The sequence below is a fragment of the Vibrio sp. R10-SG-ISO4 genome (assembly GCF_059834135.1).
Window position 1 is genome coordinate 39,240 of record NZ_JCBDHJ010000024.1, and the last position, 15,401, is coordinate 54,640.

At 49.0% G+C, this 15,401-nt stretch carries 14 protein-coding genes; 4 read left to right on the forward strand and 10 right to left on the reverse strand.

The window, feature by feature from the left end; translation table 11 throughout:
- Positions 1 to 55 precede the first annotated feature (55 nt).
- Complete coding sequence (ubiK, locus tag AC6R03_RS17565; RefSeq protein WP_334555452.1) at positions 56 to 307, forward strand: ubiquinone biosynthesis accessory factor UbiK; 252 nt, start codon at positions 56 to 58, stop codon at positions 305 to 307.
- A gap of 182 nt (positions 308 to 489) precedes the next feature.
- Here ubiK and ilvC read toward each other — a convergent pair whose 3' ends face one another.
- On the reverse strand, positions 490 to 1,974 hold the full coding sequence (gene ilvC, locus AC6R03_RS17570) for a ketol-acid reductoisomerase (protein WP_500625332.1): 1,485 nt from the start codon (positions 1,972 to 1,974) through the stop codon (positions 490 to 492).
- Between the two features lie 143 nt (positions 1,975 to 2,117).
- Between ilvC and ilvY the strand changes: the two genes are divergently transcribed.
- Positions 2,118 to 3,008, forward strand: a complete 891-nt coding sequence (gene ilvY / locus AC6R03_RS17575) for an HTH-type transcriptional activator IlvY (RefSeq protein WP_334555450.1) — start codon at positions 2,118 to 2,120, stop codon at positions 3,006 to 3,008.
- Positions 3,009 to 3,138: 130 nt separating this feature from the next.
- On the opposite strand, the gene hemN is transcribed toward ilvY, so the two are convergent.
- The 5 genes from hemN to AC6R03_RS17600 all read right to left on the reverse strand — a co-directional run bounded on the left by hemN (position 3,139) and on the right by AC6R03_RS17600 (position 7,797).
- Positions 3,139 to 4,527 carry an oxygen-independent coproporphyrinogen III oxidase gene (hemN, locus tag AC6R03_RS17580; RefSeq protein WP_500630175.1) on the reverse strand — a complete coding sequence of 463 codons (1,389 nt, stop codon included), beginning with the start codon at positions 4,525 to 4,527 and terminating at the stop codon, positions 3,139 to 3,141.
- 186 nt (positions 4,528 to 4,713) lie between these two features.
- Complete coding sequence (locus AC6R03_RS17585; RefSeq protein ID WP_487902700.1) at positions 4,714 to 5,205, reverse strand: DUF2489 domain-containing protein; 492 nt, start codon at positions 5,203 to 5,205, stop codon at positions 4,714 to 4,716.
- 8 nt (positions 5,206 to 5,213) lie between these two features.
- Entirely contained in the window at positions 5,214 to 5,783 is a 570-nt protein-coding gene (gene yihI / locus AC6R03_RS17590; RefSeq protein ID WP_500630174.1) for a Der GTPase-activating protein YihI, read from the reverse strand.
- Positions 5,783 to 6,421, reverse strand: a complete 639-nt coding sequence (locus tag AC6R03_RS17595) for a class I SAM-dependent methyltransferase (protein WP_487902702.1) — start codon at positions 6,419 to 6,421, stop codon at positions 5,783 to 5,785. The genes yihI and AC6R03_RS17595 overlap by 1 nt, the downstream gene beginning before the upstream one ends.
- A 758-nt stretch (positions 6,422 to 7,179) precedes the next feature.
- Positions 7,180 to 7,797, reverse strand: coding sequence for a c-type cytochrome (locus AC6R03_RS17600; RefSeq protein WP_334555445.1), 618 nt, complete (start codon positions 7,795 to 7,797; stop codon positions 7,180 to 7,182).
- A gap of 148 nt (positions 7,798 to 7,945) precedes the next feature.
- Here AC6R03_RS17600 and yihA point away from each other — a divergent pair, with 148 nt between their 5' ends.
- Entirely contained in the window at positions 7,946 to 8,641 is a 696-nt protein-coding gene (gene yihA, locus AC6R03_RS17605) for a ribosome biogenesis GTP-binding protein YihA/YsxC (protein ID WP_500630173.1), read from the forward strand.
- Between the two features lie 553 nt (positions 8,642 to 9,194).
- Here yihA and spfP read toward each other — a convergent pair.
- The 4 genes from spfP to hemB form a co-directional block, all read right to left on the reverse strand.
- The gene (spfP, locus tag AC6R03_RS17610) at positions 9,195 to 9,242 is read right to left on the reverse strand and encodes a small protein SpfP (RefSeq protein ID WP_438356636.1); all 48 of its coding nucleotides are present in this window, start codon (positions 9,240 to 9,242) and stop codon (positions 9,195 to 9,197) included.
- 193 nt (positions 9,243 to 9,435) lie between these two features.
- A complete protein-coding gene (polA, locus tag AC6R03_RS17615) occupies positions 9,436 to 12,228 on the reverse strand; it encodes a DNA polymerase I (RefSeq protein ID WP_500630172.1) in 2,793 nt (930 codons plus the stop codon).
- Positions 12,229 to 12,837: 609 nt separating this feature from the next.
- Positions 12,838 to 13,272, reverse strand: coding sequence for a GNAT family N-acetyltransferase (locus tag AC6R03_RS17620; protein ID WP_500630171.1), 435 nt, complete (start codon positions 13,270 to 13,272; stop codon positions 12,838 to 12,840).
- A 73-nt stretch (positions 13,273 to 13,345) separates the two neighbouring features.
- Entirely contained in the window at positions 13,346 to 14,389 is a 1,044-nt protein-coding gene (gene hemB / locus AC6R03_RS17625) for a porphobilinogen synthase (RefSeq protein ID WP_500630170.1), read from the reverse strand.
- Between the two features lie 182 nt (positions 14,390 to 14,571).
- Here hemB and AC6R03_RS17630 point away from each other — a divergent pair, with 182 nt between their 5' ends.
- The gene (locus AC6R03_RS17630; RefSeq protein ID WP_500630169.1) at positions 14,572 to 15,333 is read left to right on the forward strand and encodes a TatD family hydrolase; all 762 of its coding nucleotides are present in this window, start codon (positions 14,572 to 14,574) and stop codon (positions 15,331 to 15,333) included.
- Positions 15,334 to 15,401: the final 68 nt, after the last annotated feature.

The window sequence follows — 15,401 nt, forward strand, 5'->3', positions numbered from 1 at the left end:
CTTTCCCCGTCCGATTACGTAGAATACAGACAAGAATAATAGGAGTAGTTGCCACATGTTTGACCCAAAGAAACTGGAACAAATTGCCAAACAAATTCATGACTCTATGCCCGCCCCTGTTAAAGAGCTCGGCGCGGACGTTGACCAAAAAGTACGCCAAGTAATTCAAGGCCAACTCAACAAGCTTGATGTGGTTAGCCGTGAAGAGTTTGATGTTCAAACGCAAGTTCTACTGCGCACGCGTCAAAAGCTAACGGAAATGGAACAAAAGCTCGCAGAGCTTGAAGCCAAACTGGCCGACAAGTAATCGGCTCAGTGCCCACTCTCGAGTGGAATCGCGTACGAAAGAAAAACAAAAGGCTTGGTCTACTGACCAAGCCTTTTTATTAGATGTCGTGTTTTATTTTGTATTTATCACCCCAGTCTGCCTGGAGTTTATTGACTGCGCCAAACTCGCCTAAGCCGATGACGCAGTGAAAATTGCAGTGATTAGCCGCCAACCGCGATGCGTTTCATGTCTGTCATGTAACCACGCAGCTCTTCACCGATGTACTCAACCGGGTGGTTGCGAATGGTTTCATTCACTGCGATAAGCGTCGCGTTGTCCACTTGGTTCGATGTCTCACCTAGGCCTTTACCAATCACATCGGTGTTCACCGCTGGCATAAACTTCTCGCGCAGTAGCGGCGTCGCTACGTTCGCAAACAAGTAGTTGCCGTATTCTGCCGTATCAGAGATAACAACGTTCATTTCGTACAGACGTTTACGAGCAATGGTGTTCGCAATTAATGGTAGCTCATGCAGCGACTCGTAGTACGCCGATTCGTCGATAATGCCAGAAGCCGTCATCGCTTCGAATGCCAGCTCTACCCCAGCGCGCACCATAGCCACCATCAAAATACCGTTGTCGAAGTACTCTTGTTCAGAGATCTCAACGTCAGTTTCTGGGTAATTTTCGAATGCCGTTTCACCGGTCTCTGCACGCCAGCCTAGTAGGTTAACGTCATCGTTCGCCCAGTCTGCCATCATGGTGCTAGAGAAGTGACCAGAGATGATGTCATCCATGTGCTTGTTGTACAGCGGACGCATCAACTCTTTTAGCTCTTCAGAAAGCTCAAACGCTTTGACCTTAGCCGGGTTAGAGAGGCGATCCATCATGTGCGTGATGCCACCAAACTTGAGTGCTTCCGTGATGGTTTCCCAACCGTATTGCAGCAGTTTACCTGCGTAACCAGGATCGATACCGTCGGCGATCATTTTCTCGTAGCAGACGATAGAACCCGCTTGCAGCATGCCACATAGAATGGTCTGCTCACCCATCAGATCCGATTTTACTTCAGCAACAAATGAAGACTCTAGACAGCCTGCGCGGTGACCGCCTGTACCGGCCGCCCATGCTTTGGCGATGTCCCAACCTTCACCTTTCGGGTCGTTTTCTGGGTGAACCGCAATCAGGGTAGGCACACCAAAGCCACGCTTGTATTCTTCACGGACTTCGGTACCCGGACACTTAGGCGCCACCATGACAACAGTCAGGTCTTCACGGATCTGCATGCCCTCTTCCACCACGTTAAAGCCGTGAGAGTAACCCAGTGCCGCGCCTTGCTTCATCAAAGGCATAACCGTTTCTACAACGTTGGTGTGCTGCTTGTCTGGTGTTAGGTTAATCACTAAGTCTGCTTGAGGGATCAGTGTTTCGTAGCTGCCCACTTCAAAGCCGTTATCTTTTGCATTTTTGAACGATTGACGCTGCTCGTCGATCGCCGCTTGACGCAAAGCGTAAGCCACATCCAGACCAGAATCACGCATGTTCAAGCCTTGGTTAAGACCTTGAGCACCACAACCCACAATGACCACTTTTTTCCCTTTTAGGTAATCCGCTTCTGATGCGAATTCGCTGCGGTCCATAAAACGACAACGACCCAATTGGTCTAGTTGCTCACGTAAGTTCAAAGTATTGAAATAGTTAGCCATGTGGCGCTCCTTTATAGAATTTTTCCGTATCGGTCGGTGGCTTGGCACCGAATGAGTCCATACTAAAACAGGTATTTAATTGCCTAAAGTGATATATTCACAATTAGTAATTGCAATTAATGCAACAAGGAAATGACGGTTTTATGAATATCAAAAGTCTCCAGCTGTTTATCCATTTGTGCGACAGCCAAAGCTTTGCCAAAACCGCGAGCGCGATGCACATCAGCCCATCAGCGCTCAGTCGACAAATTCAAAAACTGGAAGCGGATACCGGTCAAACGCTGTTCGTGCGAGACAACCGCAGTGTAGAGCTCACCCCTGCGGCAAAAAAACTGCTGCCGGTTGCGCTGTCAATTCAAGGCGAGTGGCAGACGTACCGTGCGCAGCTCAAAGGACAGGACGCGGAGTTGCGCGGCGAGATCCGTCTTTTTTGCTCTGTGACCGCAAGCTACAGCCATCTGCCTGATCTCTTGTCTGAATTTCGTCTCCAACATCCGTTTATTGAATTCAAGCTCTCCACTGGCGATCCTGCACAAGCAATTGACAAGATCATCAATGATGACGTGGACGTGGCGATTTCTGCCTTCCCCGAACAACTGCCAGCGCGAGTCGAGTTTGAAACCATCAGCGAAATTCCTCTATCAGTGATCGCGCCCACCGGCGTGAGTCACTTTGCCCACTCGCTTGGCCAAGACAAACCGGATTGGGCCAACATCCCCTTTATTGTCCCTGAGTCTGGCACGGCAAGAGATCGGGCGAACGCCTGGTTTAAAGCGATGAAGATTAAGCCCAATATCTACGCGCAAGTGTCGGGGCATGAAGCGATCGTCAGTATGGTAGCGTTAGGCTGTGGCGTGGGGATTGCGCCGGATGTGGTGATCAACAACAGCCCAGTCAAAGAGAAGATTCAGCGCTTAAAAGTGGCGTCGATTGAACCGTTTAAACTCGGTGTGTGCTGTAAACGATCGCAGTTGGATAACCCGTTGGTTAAGGCATTGTGGGAGGTGGCACAAGCGACCTATATTGCGCCCTAATGACCATACCTACCCTGCTCCAAGATAAACAAAAGCGCGACATAACGCCGCGCTTATCTCTCTGCTGAGGTCAATCTTATCAAGGGCGAACTGGGCATCCCCTGACTATCTCTCGTTGCCGTCGAAGCGTTTAAATCACCCGTGAGAATTGCTGCTGACGCGCTTTGGCTCTTAGGTATTTGTCAAAACACATGCAAATGTTGCGGATCAGCAATCGACCACGCAGGGTCACCTGAATCGAGGTGGCGTCTTTCTCCACCAAGCCATCATCGATGAAGGTTTGCAGCAATTGCAAATCTTGCTTGAAGTACTCATCAAACGTGATGTTAAAGCCTTGCTCAATAGCGCGGATATCGAGAGAGAAATTACAGATCAGTTGCTTAATCACTTCACGTCGAAGTAAGTCATCACTATCAAGGACCACACCTTTCCATAAGGCATGGCGCTGGCCACTGACTTGTGCGTAGTACTTTTTCAACTCTTTCTGATTTTGCGCGTAAGCGTCACCAATCATGGAGATGGCTGACACGCCAAAACCAACCAAGTCACAATCACCTTGAGTGGTGTAGCCTTGGAAGTTGCGATGTAGCTCACCGCGGCGCTGCGCCACCGCAAGCTCATCATCTGGCAGCGCAAAGTGATCCATACCAATGAACTGATAGCCAGCACCGGTCAAAGTGGCGATGGTGTCTTGCAAAATCGCCATCTTCTCTTGGGCTGCAGGCAGATCGTCATCTTTGATTTTACGCTGCGCGGCAAAAAGGCTCGGCATGTGGGCGTAGTTAAAGACGGACAAACGCCCCGGCTGCATCTTCAACACTTGCTCAAGAGTCTTAGCAAACGAGGCTTGGGTTTGCTTGGGCAAGCCATAAATCAAGTCTAGGTTGGTGGAACGGAAACCCAATTGCTTGGCACGCTCAACCATGGCGACGATGAACTCTTCATCTTGCTCTCGATTGACGAGCTGTTGCACCTCTTTGTTGAAGTCTTGCACGCCGATACTCAAGCGGTTGAAGCCTTCGCTGCGTAGGTGATCCAACATGTCGAGCTCAATTTCGCGTGGATCAACCTCAATACTGATTTCCGCGTCAGTGTCGAAATAGAATTCGGCGCGCAAAATCGCCATCAAACGGCTCACTTGCTCCTTGCTTAAGAAGGTTGGCGTTCCGCCACCAAAGTGCAGTTGGGTGACTTTGCGTTCATGGAGTAACGACGCACGAGTGCGGATCTCAAGCTCCAGCACATCCAAGTACTCATCGGCCTTGTGCGAGTGGCGGGTAATGACCTTGTTGCAGCCGCAGTAGTAGCACAGCTTATGACAAAACGGGATGTGGATATAAAGCGAGAGAGGACGCTGAGGGTACTCAGTACACGCCATATCGTAATCCGAGATGGTAAAGGCCTCATGAAACTCTAGCGCGGTGGGGTATGAAGTGTAGCGAGGACCCGAATAGTTGTACTTATCAAGAACCGCTTGGTCCCACACGATTTGCTGACTGGCGACAACTGGCTGCGACATGATGATATTCCGTTTGGGCTATAGGCCATGACTGAGCTTGGCTCTAGCAAAAAAGAGACGTCTTATTATGGCCCGCTATTTTGCCATACAAGTTGGCAACCCGTAGAGGGGCACGAGGAATTTTGAGCAGCAATGCTCAGTTTTGATACCTCGATCACTGCCACTTTGGGGTGATCGAGGTACGAATTAGCCGATCGTCTGAATATTGATCTGGTTATTCAAAGGTTGAACGTGCTTTTGCAAACGAGTTAACTCAGCCACAATCGCGTCTTCAAGACGGGATTCTGCTTTGTGTCGCTCTAAATTTTGCTTCATGCGTTCTTTTTTCGGTAAGGCTTGACGCTCGTCACCACGAGCCATCTCTTTGACAATATGGTAAAGCTCAGAGGTTGCTGGGTACTCACTGTCAAAGTCGACGCGCGATTCCCCTTGGACGTAATCCATAATGTTGTAGAGGCGAATGCTGATTTCTGATAAATCGCATTGGCCCTGGATGCCTGCTAAACACAAGGTGCTGACACTCTCAAAGATATTGGCGTTGCGCTTGTCGATCGCCAGCTTTTGATGGTGCAGTTGCAAAGCCTTTTGCTTTTTCAGTTGCAGCAAAAGGTACCCTGCATAGGAAGCGAGGCCTAGAATGACAGCACCACCAGCGATGGCTAACAAGGTGACATTCATTGGGCGTGTTATCCTTTAAATTGGTTTAAATCCAAGTCTTCGAACTGCGAGAGAAGTTCATCATCGGTGGCCAATTTCTTGCTCGACTTTTTACTCGCAGGCACAACAGGTTCACTCTCTTGCTCTGCGTCGTCGTCCATCTCGTCGTCTTCTTGGTAGAGACCAAGTTGCTTCATCAGCACTTCGATGCGCTCTAGCTTCTCATCGACGTATTTCTGTAGACCGGCGCCTAAACTCTCACCGTTATCGAGACGGTCAAGCAACACGTTCAACTGCGCGTCGTTTTCCAGCATCTCCAGCTCTTGCTCCGCATTGAGACGGCGCTGCGCTTTGGTCTGCTTTTTCGGCGCATCCACAATCAGCGGAATCTTCTTTTTGCTGCCCAAACGTGGGTCACGCGTACCGCCCGAAGTGTGCTGCTTCGCTTGCTTGGCTTCTGAGTTACGGTTACCGGTCTTTAGACCTTTGCGTTTTTTGTCTTTCTTACGTAGACGTCCTTCAACATCAGACTCTGTACGATTACGAACGACAATCAGGTCACCATTGCCACCTGATCGGGCTTTTTTACTACGGCTCATTACTGGGGTTTCCTCAGTAAAATTACATCATTTCCAATAAATTCTAGCTCGAGCTGATCCCGCTCTGCCAAGTAGGCAAACGTCGCACGACTAAAGAAGATCACATGGGTGGGATCATTCTTGTAGTGCCAGTTTGCAAACGCGTCGACATCGATGACCATCTTCGTCATCAACCCTATCCAGCCACCAGGCTTAACCAAATTTAACCATTGCTTCCACACGATGTCGGGCTGATACAAATGCTCGATCACTTCGGTGGAGGTGATGAAGTCGTATTGTCTCTCTAATACCGTCACATCTGGATAATAGTAGAGATCATACACACTCATCGTGTGTCCCTGCTCCTCCATCATCAATGACAATGTCGGGCCAGGGCCACAACCAAAATCTAACCCGTGAGAATGGGGCGCCACTCTGTGTAACATGGGGTCAGCCACGCGCGATAAAAAGCGTCGGTAACCGACATCGCTGGGCGAGTTCTCATGTTGATCATAGTGGGCTTTTTCTGTCGCCGCATCCAACCTTTGCAAAGCCGGTACAAACACCAACTGGCACTGCGCGCACTGTAAATAGTCACGACGTTTATCAGAAACATACGCGTGGGTATCCACACTGTGACAAAGGGGACAAGGTTCCATAATGACATCCTCAAACAGGGATGCGAAACATACCAGAAACTCGACCTAGAGTGGAGGGCTATTGTACAAATTCCCATCAATTGATGAAAATATTCTCTATGAGTGAAAGAAAAGAAATGGCGAGTATGTCGCGATGCAGAAGAGATAAAAAAAGCGATAGGAACCCTATCGCTTTCTAAATGCCTGACGGCGAAACTGTGTTGCATCGATATCAATGCATCAAATGTCCTTTTGTTTTTGGTGCTTTCCCTGCAAAAGGTGTTGTTTTTCACTGTCCGAGTGAATTTTGGCTTTCCGTTGGCGACGTCCCGTCACTGAGCTCATCCTGAGCCTGATCCCTTTCGCTGTCTAAACCATCAGACAAGTCGATCATCCTTATCCAGCAGGCATCCTGCCTACCCTTTCCATATCAACTGCCGAGTTTCCGTTACTCGCATCCGTGGAGACCATCTTGGTCTATGATCCTGATTCAGCACCCTGCCGATGTGTTCACTTTACCGCAATGATTCGCTCAGACAATCCGGCTCAGACTTTTATTGCACTTTTTTTTCGCTCTTGTTTTCCACTCTTTATTTTTCATTAGGTTAGCGAATTGTCCGTCTGAATTGCGTCATTCGATATAGCCAATGTCTCACAACATCGATAGCGAGATGGCATATCGAGCAGAAAAACGGGGTGTGATCGAGCTCAAACGAAACAGCCCAAACCGATCGGCTTGGGCTGTTTCTCTACTGCGATGCTCGAACAGGCTGAGGTGATCAGTGCAGACCGCCTACGTATTTGGATAGGGTTTCGATATCATCATCCGTTAACTTCTTCGCAATATCACGCATCATGGCATTCATGTCATTGGCGCGTGTGCCGTCACGGAATTTTAGTAATTGGGATTTAATGTAATCGGCGTGCTGACCGGAGATCTTAGGGAATCCAGACAGTTCAGTACCGTTACCACGCGGGCCGTGACAAGCGATACACGCCGTCAAACCGCGCTCTGCATCACCAGCGGTGTAAAGGGTTTTGCCTTTCTCCACCACGTTTTCAGGTGTGGTGTTGTGCGAAATAGGCAGAGAAGCGTAGTACGCCGCAAGATCTTGCATGTCCTGCTCTGACAATGGCATCGCCATGCCACTCATCACAGGGTCCATACGGCCTTGCTGGCCATTGCTGGTCATACCCAGTTTCAGGTCTTTTAGCTGCTTTTCGATATATTTAGCATGCTGACCTGCCAATTTCGGGTACATGGCGAGTTGACTGTTGCCATCAGCACCATGGCAGGCAACACACGTTTGAGATTTTGCTTTACCAGCTTCGATGCTGCCTTGGGCCCACACAGAGCAGCTGGCTAAAAGACTCAAGATTAGCGCTAATTTCTTCATGACATTCCATTATAATTATCAAGCTTCCAGTACCACTCTGCGTTGCCACTCATGGTACAATAGGCGACCTTATGCCGAGCACGGTTATTTTACACAATTTCACAAAAAAGTAATCAATCGACTACACAAAGTCGAGATGGAGTTAACAGTGAGCGTAAAAATTCATTATCAAAACACGCATTTCATCACCAGTGCACCTGATATTCGTCATATGCCAGAAGATGAAGGCATCGAAGTTGCGTTCGCAGGACGTTCCAATGCGGGCAAGTCCAGCTCGCTCAATCGACTGACCAACCAAAAGAGCTTGGCGAAGACGAGTAAAACACCTGGCCGTACTCAGCTGATTAACCTATTTAAGGTTGCAGACGGTTGTCACATTGTCGACTTGCCGGGCTATGGTTTTGCCCAAGTCCCACTTGAGATGAAAAAAAAGTGGCAGAAATCCCTCGGTGAATACCTACAAAAGCGTCAATGCTTGAAAGGGTTAGTGGTACTGATGGATATTCGTCACCCAATGAAAGATCTCGACCAACAACTGATCTACTGGGCGGTCGATTGCGGCATTCCTGTCCAAGTATTGTTGACCAAAGCGGACAAACTGAAAAGTGGCGCGCGTAAAGCGGCCGTATTGAAGATCCGCGAAGCCGCCCTTGGCTTTGGTGGTGATGTCAGCGTCGCCGCCTTCTCCTCATTGAAAGGACTGGGCGTCGATGTGCTGCGCAATAAACTCGATGAGTGGTTTGCCCCAGCCTTTGCCGAGAGCGCGCTTGAGGTGCTCGCAGAAGAGGAAGCGACCTCCTCTGACGAGTCAGCCGACGAACAACCGTCAGATCCTAACGCCTAAAGCGTTCATCCCACTCATATCCAATGAGATACCTAATGAATAGGCTCTATCCATCGATAGGGCCTTTTTTCTGTCTCAATAGAAGCGCTGAACGTGAGGTGCGATTCGTTCGCCAGCGAAACAATAAAAACATTCACGCCAGAAACAAAAATCCCCACCATCCTGGCAGGGAAACGGGAGAGAAATAACTGGTAATAATTATTATGCGCCTAGCATAAGCCAAGCCCGCTAAAATGCAATCGCCCTACTACTGAAGTCACAGCACAAATAAAAAACCAAATATCCCTATAATTACAATCACTTAGGAATAAAAACAACGAAAAATATGCACACCTACACACATGATTTCTGAGTCAAAATAACCAAAGTGTGATTGGTGTTTTGCTACATTTGATGAAAAGAAAACAAAACGAATGAAATCAGCTGACAGGCGATAAGCCAAGTGAACGGAATAGCGAATAAGGCGTGCTTTTAGGCAGGATGCTGAATTGTTTGGACTTTTCTTTCGCACAATAAAAAACGCCCCAGTCAAAAACTGACTGGGGCGGCTGAATCAGCCTAATCCAATAACGTGAAACAAAAGGTCTGAAAGATAGAACATCTTACCTCTGTACCCTACGCCTCTTAATGTACAACAATTGGTCAGAAAGTGAAACCTTTTTTGTAATTTTTTTTCATTAAAGTTTTATTAAGCAACATTTAATATAGCTATGCCGGATCTTATTTAGAGGCAAAAAAAAGTCAGCGTTTGTGCGCTGACTCAACTTATTTCACCAATTTAGTGCAAATTATGCTTAGTGTGCCTGATCCCAGTTGTCACCATGCCCCACTTCGGCGATCAGAGGGACATCTAATTGTGCAGCCGATTCCATCAATTCTTGTACTTTACTTTCAATTTCGGCTAACGATGACTCTTCGACCTCAAACACCAGTTCATCATGCACTTGCATCAATAATTTCACTCGGCCTTGGCCTTCGTTTTGAATCCACTCATCGACAACCAGCATCGCTTTCTTGATGATGTCGGCGGCCGTGCCCTGCATTGGTGCATTGATCGCGGCTCGCTCTGCTGCTTTTCGGCGCATACCGTTGCGTGATGTGATCTCAGGAAGGTGCAAGCGTCGACCAAACAAGGTTTCCACATAACCTAGCTCAGCCGCTGTGCTGCGCGTGTCTTCCATATACTGCATAACGCCTGGGTAGCGCTCGAAATAGGTATCCATGTATTGCTGCGCTTCACCACGAGGGATCCCTAGCTGCTTGGCCAAACCAAATGCACTCATCCCATAGATCAGGCCAAAGTTGACGGCTTTCGCTCGGCGACGCTGCTCACTGGTCACTTGCTCGATATCGACGCCAATGATTTCAGCGGCGGTCGCAGCGTGGATGTCTTTACCTTGTTGGAAGGCATCAAGTAACGCTTTATCGCCTGACAAGTGCGCCATAATGCGCAGTTCAATTTGCGAGTAGTCGACCGCCATGATTTTGTAGCCGTGCGGCGCGACGAACGCTTGGCGAATACGGCGTCCCTCTTCGTTACGAATCGGGATGTTTTGTAAGTTCGGATCGGTTGAAGACAAACGCCCTGTCGCCGTGACAGCTTGATGGTACGAGGTGTGTACTCGGCCCGTTTCAGGATTGATCATCTTAGGCAGCTTATCGGTGTAGGTAGATTTAAGCTTCGCCAAACCGCGATACTCTAAGATAAGCTTCGGCAGTGGATAATCTAGCGCGAGCTCTTGCAGCACCTCTTCGTTGGTCGATGGTGTACCCGATGGTGTCTTCTTCACCACAGGTAATCCCATTTTCTCAAACAGAATCGCTTGCAGCTGTTTAGGCGAGTTCATATTGAACTCTTGCTCTGCCACCTCGTAGGCTTTTTGTTCAAGCTCATCAAGACGCTTTGCGATCTCTTGAGACTGCGCGGCCAGCTTCATGTCATCAATCAAGACACCGGTGCGCTCAATTCTCGATAGAACAGGTACGAGCGGCATCTCGATGGTTTCATAGACCGACTTTAGCTTGTCGTCTTGCTCGATGTTTTCCATCAAGCGATTGTGCAGACGCAAGGTGACATCCGCATCTTCTGCGGCATAAGGCGCCGCTTGGTCCAGTTCAATTTGGTTAAACGTCAGCTGCTTTTTGCCTTTACCCGCGATCTGCTCAAACGAGATGCAGCTGTGTTGCAAAAAGCGCAGCGCGAGGCTGTCCATGTCATGCTTACCGCCGACACTGTTGTAGACATAAGACGCCAACATGGTGTCATGTTTGATGCCTTTCATGTCGATGCCATAACGCGCCAACACACTCGCATCGTATTTTAAGTTCTGGCCAACTTTGGCTTGCGATTCATCTTCGAGTAAAGGCTTGAGCTGTGCGAGTACCCAATCTCGGTCAAGCTGAGCCGGCGCATCAAGATAGTCATGCGCGACAGGCACATACGCCGCGACACCTTCTTCGGTCGCAAAAGAGACACCCACTAAATTCGCCACCATGTAATCGAGGCTGTCGGTTTCCGTATCGAACGCAAACACCTTGGCTTCGCGTAGAGCGTCTAGCCACTTAGCGAACTGCGCTTCATCCAAAATGGTTTCATACTGGCTGCGATCGATGCTCGCTGCGGCGACATTGAGCTCCGGCGCTTTGGCTGACGAGCTGACTTCACGTTGCCCGGATTTCTCATTCGCTTCCACTACGCCCGTGCCGCCTTCGAGCAGCTCATTGAGCCAAGATTTAAACGCCAGTTCTCCATAGAGTTTGACCAGCTCATCCTTATTCGGCACAGACTTCACCAACGCGTCTAAACTCTCTTCGAGATCAACGTCGAGCTTAATCGTCGCCAGCTCGTAGGAAAGGTAGGCATTGTCTTTGTTATCTAGCAGCTTTTTCGCCATGGTTTTCGAGCCACGGAAACCGAGCGCGGCAATGTCATCCAACTGTTGGTACAGCTTGTCTAACCCCCCAATGCCTTGTAGCAAAGCTGTCGCGGTTTTGTCACCCACGCCAGGGACACCAGGAATGTTATCGACTTTATCGCCCATCAGTGCGAGGTAGTCGATAATCAGCTCAGGGCCAATTCCGAACTTCTCCACCACCCCTTCTCTGTCCATCACAACGTTAGTCATGGTGTTGATGAGGGTCACGTTGTCATCCACCAGCTGAGCCATGTCTTTATCACCGGTGCTGATCAACACCGGCATACCCGCTTGAGACGCTTGATGCGCCAGCGTACCGATCACGTCATCCGCTTCCACGCCCGGCACACAAATTAAAGGAAGCCCCATAGCACGAATCACATTGTGCAAAGGCTCGATTTGGCAACGCAGATCATCCGGCATAGGCGGACGATTGGCCTTGTACTCGGCGTACAGATCATCGCGAAACGTTTTGCCTTTCGCATCAAAGACCACCGCGATACGATCACTGGCAAATTGACGCATCATACTGCGCAGCATGTTCACCACACCATAAACGGCGTTGGTTGGGATCTCCCCGTTACTCATCGTGCCGGGGTAAGCATGAAATGCGCGATAAAGGTAAGAAGAGCCATCAATTAAGATCAAAGGGTTGTCTGGGATACGAGCCATAGTTTGTTATCTGCCTGTCCAAATTTCTGCTTAGGATGCCATGACTCAAGCAGTGAATCCATGTTCTGTCGAGGAATCGCGATCACACAGCGTGTTGGTGATCGCCTCTTCTCTTGCCCACGCTGTGGATAAGTCTGTTTATACTATTTTCCACTGCGATGTGAAATTTGACAAAATGATGCCGAACAAGATCTTAAACCATTGTAATACAATAAAAATAACCAAGATCGATCATGCAAAGATCGATCTTTTTGAGATCTTCAACTGTGGAAAAGACACCTGGTGTCCTTTTATTCACCTTAAATAGCAGGCATAAAAAAAGCGACATCGTGAGGATGTCGCCTAGCAGAAAAGGTCAAAGCATGTTCATGCGAATCACACTTTGCCGTAAAGCTATAAATTACACTGGAAGCAATGTGAGCAATGTCGTGTCAAAAGAAACGTGTGCAAGTTCGTTAGAGTCTGGCATCACCTTTTCCATAACGAATCCGGTTCTACCACGTCCTTGTGAACTTCTCTCATTCCCTAAGACGAGATAAACAATAACCATTCTCATTTATCCCGTCAATAGTTAAATGAGAAAAAATCTCATTTAATTTTTATGACAACTCACATCGTCTTTACAAAATGAATGCGCGACTCGATTAATGGTGCTTTTTCTTCAAAGTGTTCGATCAGATAGCCATTGCGCAATAGCAATCTCAGCATGGCTGGAAATTGGTTGCGAGATTTCACTTTCAAGCGCAGATAGCCCTGCTTCGCCACCCACGCCTCTTGTACGTCGAGCAGCGTTTGCGCCACGCCTTTATTGCGCGCTAACGGCGATACGCCGCCAAACCAGCTGTAGAATGTGTCACCATCGAGCTCGTAGCCAATTTTGAAACCGAGCAACTGCTCCCCTTCTTGCGCCACTTGAATCAAGTAGCGGCGCCCTTTCAATCTCGCCGCCAAGCTCTCAACCGTTTCTTTTTGAGCAAATTCATTGATTTGGTTGACCACCTCGACACACTCTTCTAACGTGCCTTCACGATACTGCACACTCATTGCGATCTCTTCTCTGTGTTAGGTTAATAAAGAAAAAGGCCGGCATGCGCCGACCTCAGTATTGTCGCTTCGCTTACTCTTGCTTTAAAAACGTCGCCGCTTGCGCCTGCTCCTGTGCCAACCATTGCGCCACATCTTTGGCAAAGTAGGTCAAAATGCCATCAGCCCCCGCCCGTTTAAAGCACAGCAGGGATTCCATCACGGTGTCGCGCTCTTTAAGCCAGCCATTGGCAAACGCCGCTTTGTGCATCGCGTATTCACCGGAAACTTGATAAGCAAACGTCGGCACTTGCAACTCAGATTTCACTCGGCGAACCACATCCAGATACGGCATGCCCGGCTTCACCATCACCATATCGGCGCCTTCGTTGATATCCATCGCCACTTCATGAATGGCTTCATCACTGTTGGCCGGGTCCATTTGGTAGTTCTTTTTGTTGCCGCCTTTAAGGTTACTCGCCGAGCCGACCGCATCGCGGAACGGGCCGTAGTAACAAGAGGCGTATTTCGCCGAATAGGCCATGATTTGGGTATTGATGTGACCCGCTTGCTCTAGCGCTTCACGAATCGCACCAATGCGGCCATCCATCATGTCAGAAGGCGCGACCACATCCGCCCCGGCTTCGGCGTGCGATAATGCCTGCTTGACCAATACCTTAGTGGTTTCATCATTGAGTACGTAACCTTCGTCATCAATGATGCCATCTTGACCGTGGGTGGTGAACGGGTCGAGCGCCACATCGGTGATCACCCCCATCTCTGGCACATGCTCTTTGAGCGAACGAACGGCACGCTGAACTAAGCCCTCTGAGTTGTACGCTTCTGCCGCGCACAAGCTTTTGGCATCTTGGTTCACCACAGGAAACAGCGCAATGGCAGGGACACCAAGCTGCGCGAGGTATTGCGCCTCTTCTAACATTAAATCAATGGAAAGACGCTCAATACCCGGCATCGAATCGACAGTTTCGCGGCGATCTTTGCCCATCAAAATAAACATGGGATAAATCAGATCATTCACTGAAAGTTGATTTTCTGCCATAAGGCGACGACTGAAATCATGCTTACGCATACGACGCATGCGACGGTCAGGAAACTGACCTTGGATAGAAACTGACACTCGATTCTCCTTGTGTGGTGAAAGTGCTTGTGTCGCATCATATCACTCCCGCTCTCTTGCACCAGCCAACAAGGCGAAAAAATCACGCAAAATACGACCTAGACAGATTGGCGCCATTTGCTGCATCTTCTACTCAGACAGGTATACTGGCTCCATTGACGTTTTATCCAGAGACACATCCCATGATCGACACCCATGCCCATATCTACGCTAGTGAGTTTGATGGCGATCGCGACGCCGTGGTGGCCCGCGCATTGGAACAAGGCATAGACCGTATCTTATTACCTAACATCGACCTTGAGTCTATTGGCCCTATGTTGGCCACGGAGCGTCAGTTTCCCGATGTGTGCCGCTCGATGATGGGGCTCCACCCTTGCTACGTCGATGGCAATGTTGAGCAAACCCTTGCGCAAATTCATGCCTGGTTTAGTCAACATGCGTTCATCGCCGTAGGCGAAATTGGCATCGATCTCTATTGGGACAAAACCTATCGCGCCGAACAAGAACACGCGTTTGTCACGCAACTGCAATGGGCCAAAGCAATGGATCTACCGGTGGTGATTCACACGCGTGACTCCATACAAGAGACCCTCACTCTGCTTGAAAAAGAGCAAGACGGTTCCCTCAGCGGGGTTTTTCACTGTTTTGGCGGTAGTCTCGAGGAAGCCAAGGCAATTAATGAGTTGGGTTTTCACCTTGGCCTTGGTGGCGTCTCCACCTTTAAAAATGGTGGGATGGATAACGTCATCCCATATTTGGATATGAGTAAAGTGATTCTGGAAACCGACTGCCCTTACCTCGCACCTGTGCCTCATCGCGGTAAGCGCAATGAGCCTGCCTACACCCATTTGGTTGCGCAGCGTGTCGCCAGCCTTCGCGATATCTCGGTCGAGGAAGTAGACGCGATTACTACCGACAATGCCAAGGCTTTGTTTAGGCTATAGCGAGCAACGCGTGTTCCCCTCGACTCTTTAGTACCAAGATATTGGACTCTATAAAAAAGGCTTGCCCA

Coding starts and splice junctions, on each gene's coding strand:
- AC6R03_RS17585 (WP_487902700.1), bottom strand. CDS start 5,205: ATGAATGTCACCTTGTTAGCCATCGCTGGTGGTGCTGTCATTCTAGGC.
- yihI (WP_500630174.1), bottom strand. CDS start 5,783: ATGAGCCGTAGTAAAAAAGCCCGATCAGGTGGCAATGGTGACCTGATT.
- ilvY (WP_334555450.1), top strand. CDS start 2,118: ATGAATATCAAAAGTCTCCAGCTGTTTATCCATTTGTGCGACAGCCAA.
- AC6R03_RS17600 (WP_334555445.1), bottom strand. CDS start 7,797: ATGAAGAAATTAGCGCTAATCTTGAGTCTTTTAGCCAGCTGCTCTGTG.
- hemN (WP_500630175.1), bottom strand. CDS start 4,527: ATGTCGCAGCCAGTTGTCGCCAGTCAGCAAATCGTGTGGGACCAAGCG.
- AC6R03_RS17595 (WP_487902702.1), bottom strand. CDS start 6,421: ATGGAACCTTGTCCCCTTTGTCACAGTGTGGATACCCACGCGTATGTT.
- AC6R03_RS17630 (WP_500630169.1), top strand. CDS start 14,572: ATGATCGACACCCATGCCCATATCTACGCTAGTGAGTTTGATGGCGAT.
- AC6R03_RS17620 (WP_500630171.1), bottom strand. CDS start 13,272: ATGAGTGTGCAGTATCGTGAAGGCACGTTAGAAGAGTGTGTCGAGGTG.
- ilvC (WP_500625332.1), bottom strand. CDS start 1,974: ATGGCTAACTATTTCAATACTTTGAACTTACGTGAGCAACTAGACCAA.
- polA (WP_500630172.1), bottom strand. CDS start 12,228: ATGGCTCGTATCCCAGACAACCCTTTGATCTTAATTGATGGCTCTTCT.
- ubiK (WP_334555452.1), top strand. CDS start 56: ATGTTTGACCCAAAGAAACTGGAACAAATTGCCAAACAAATTCATGAC.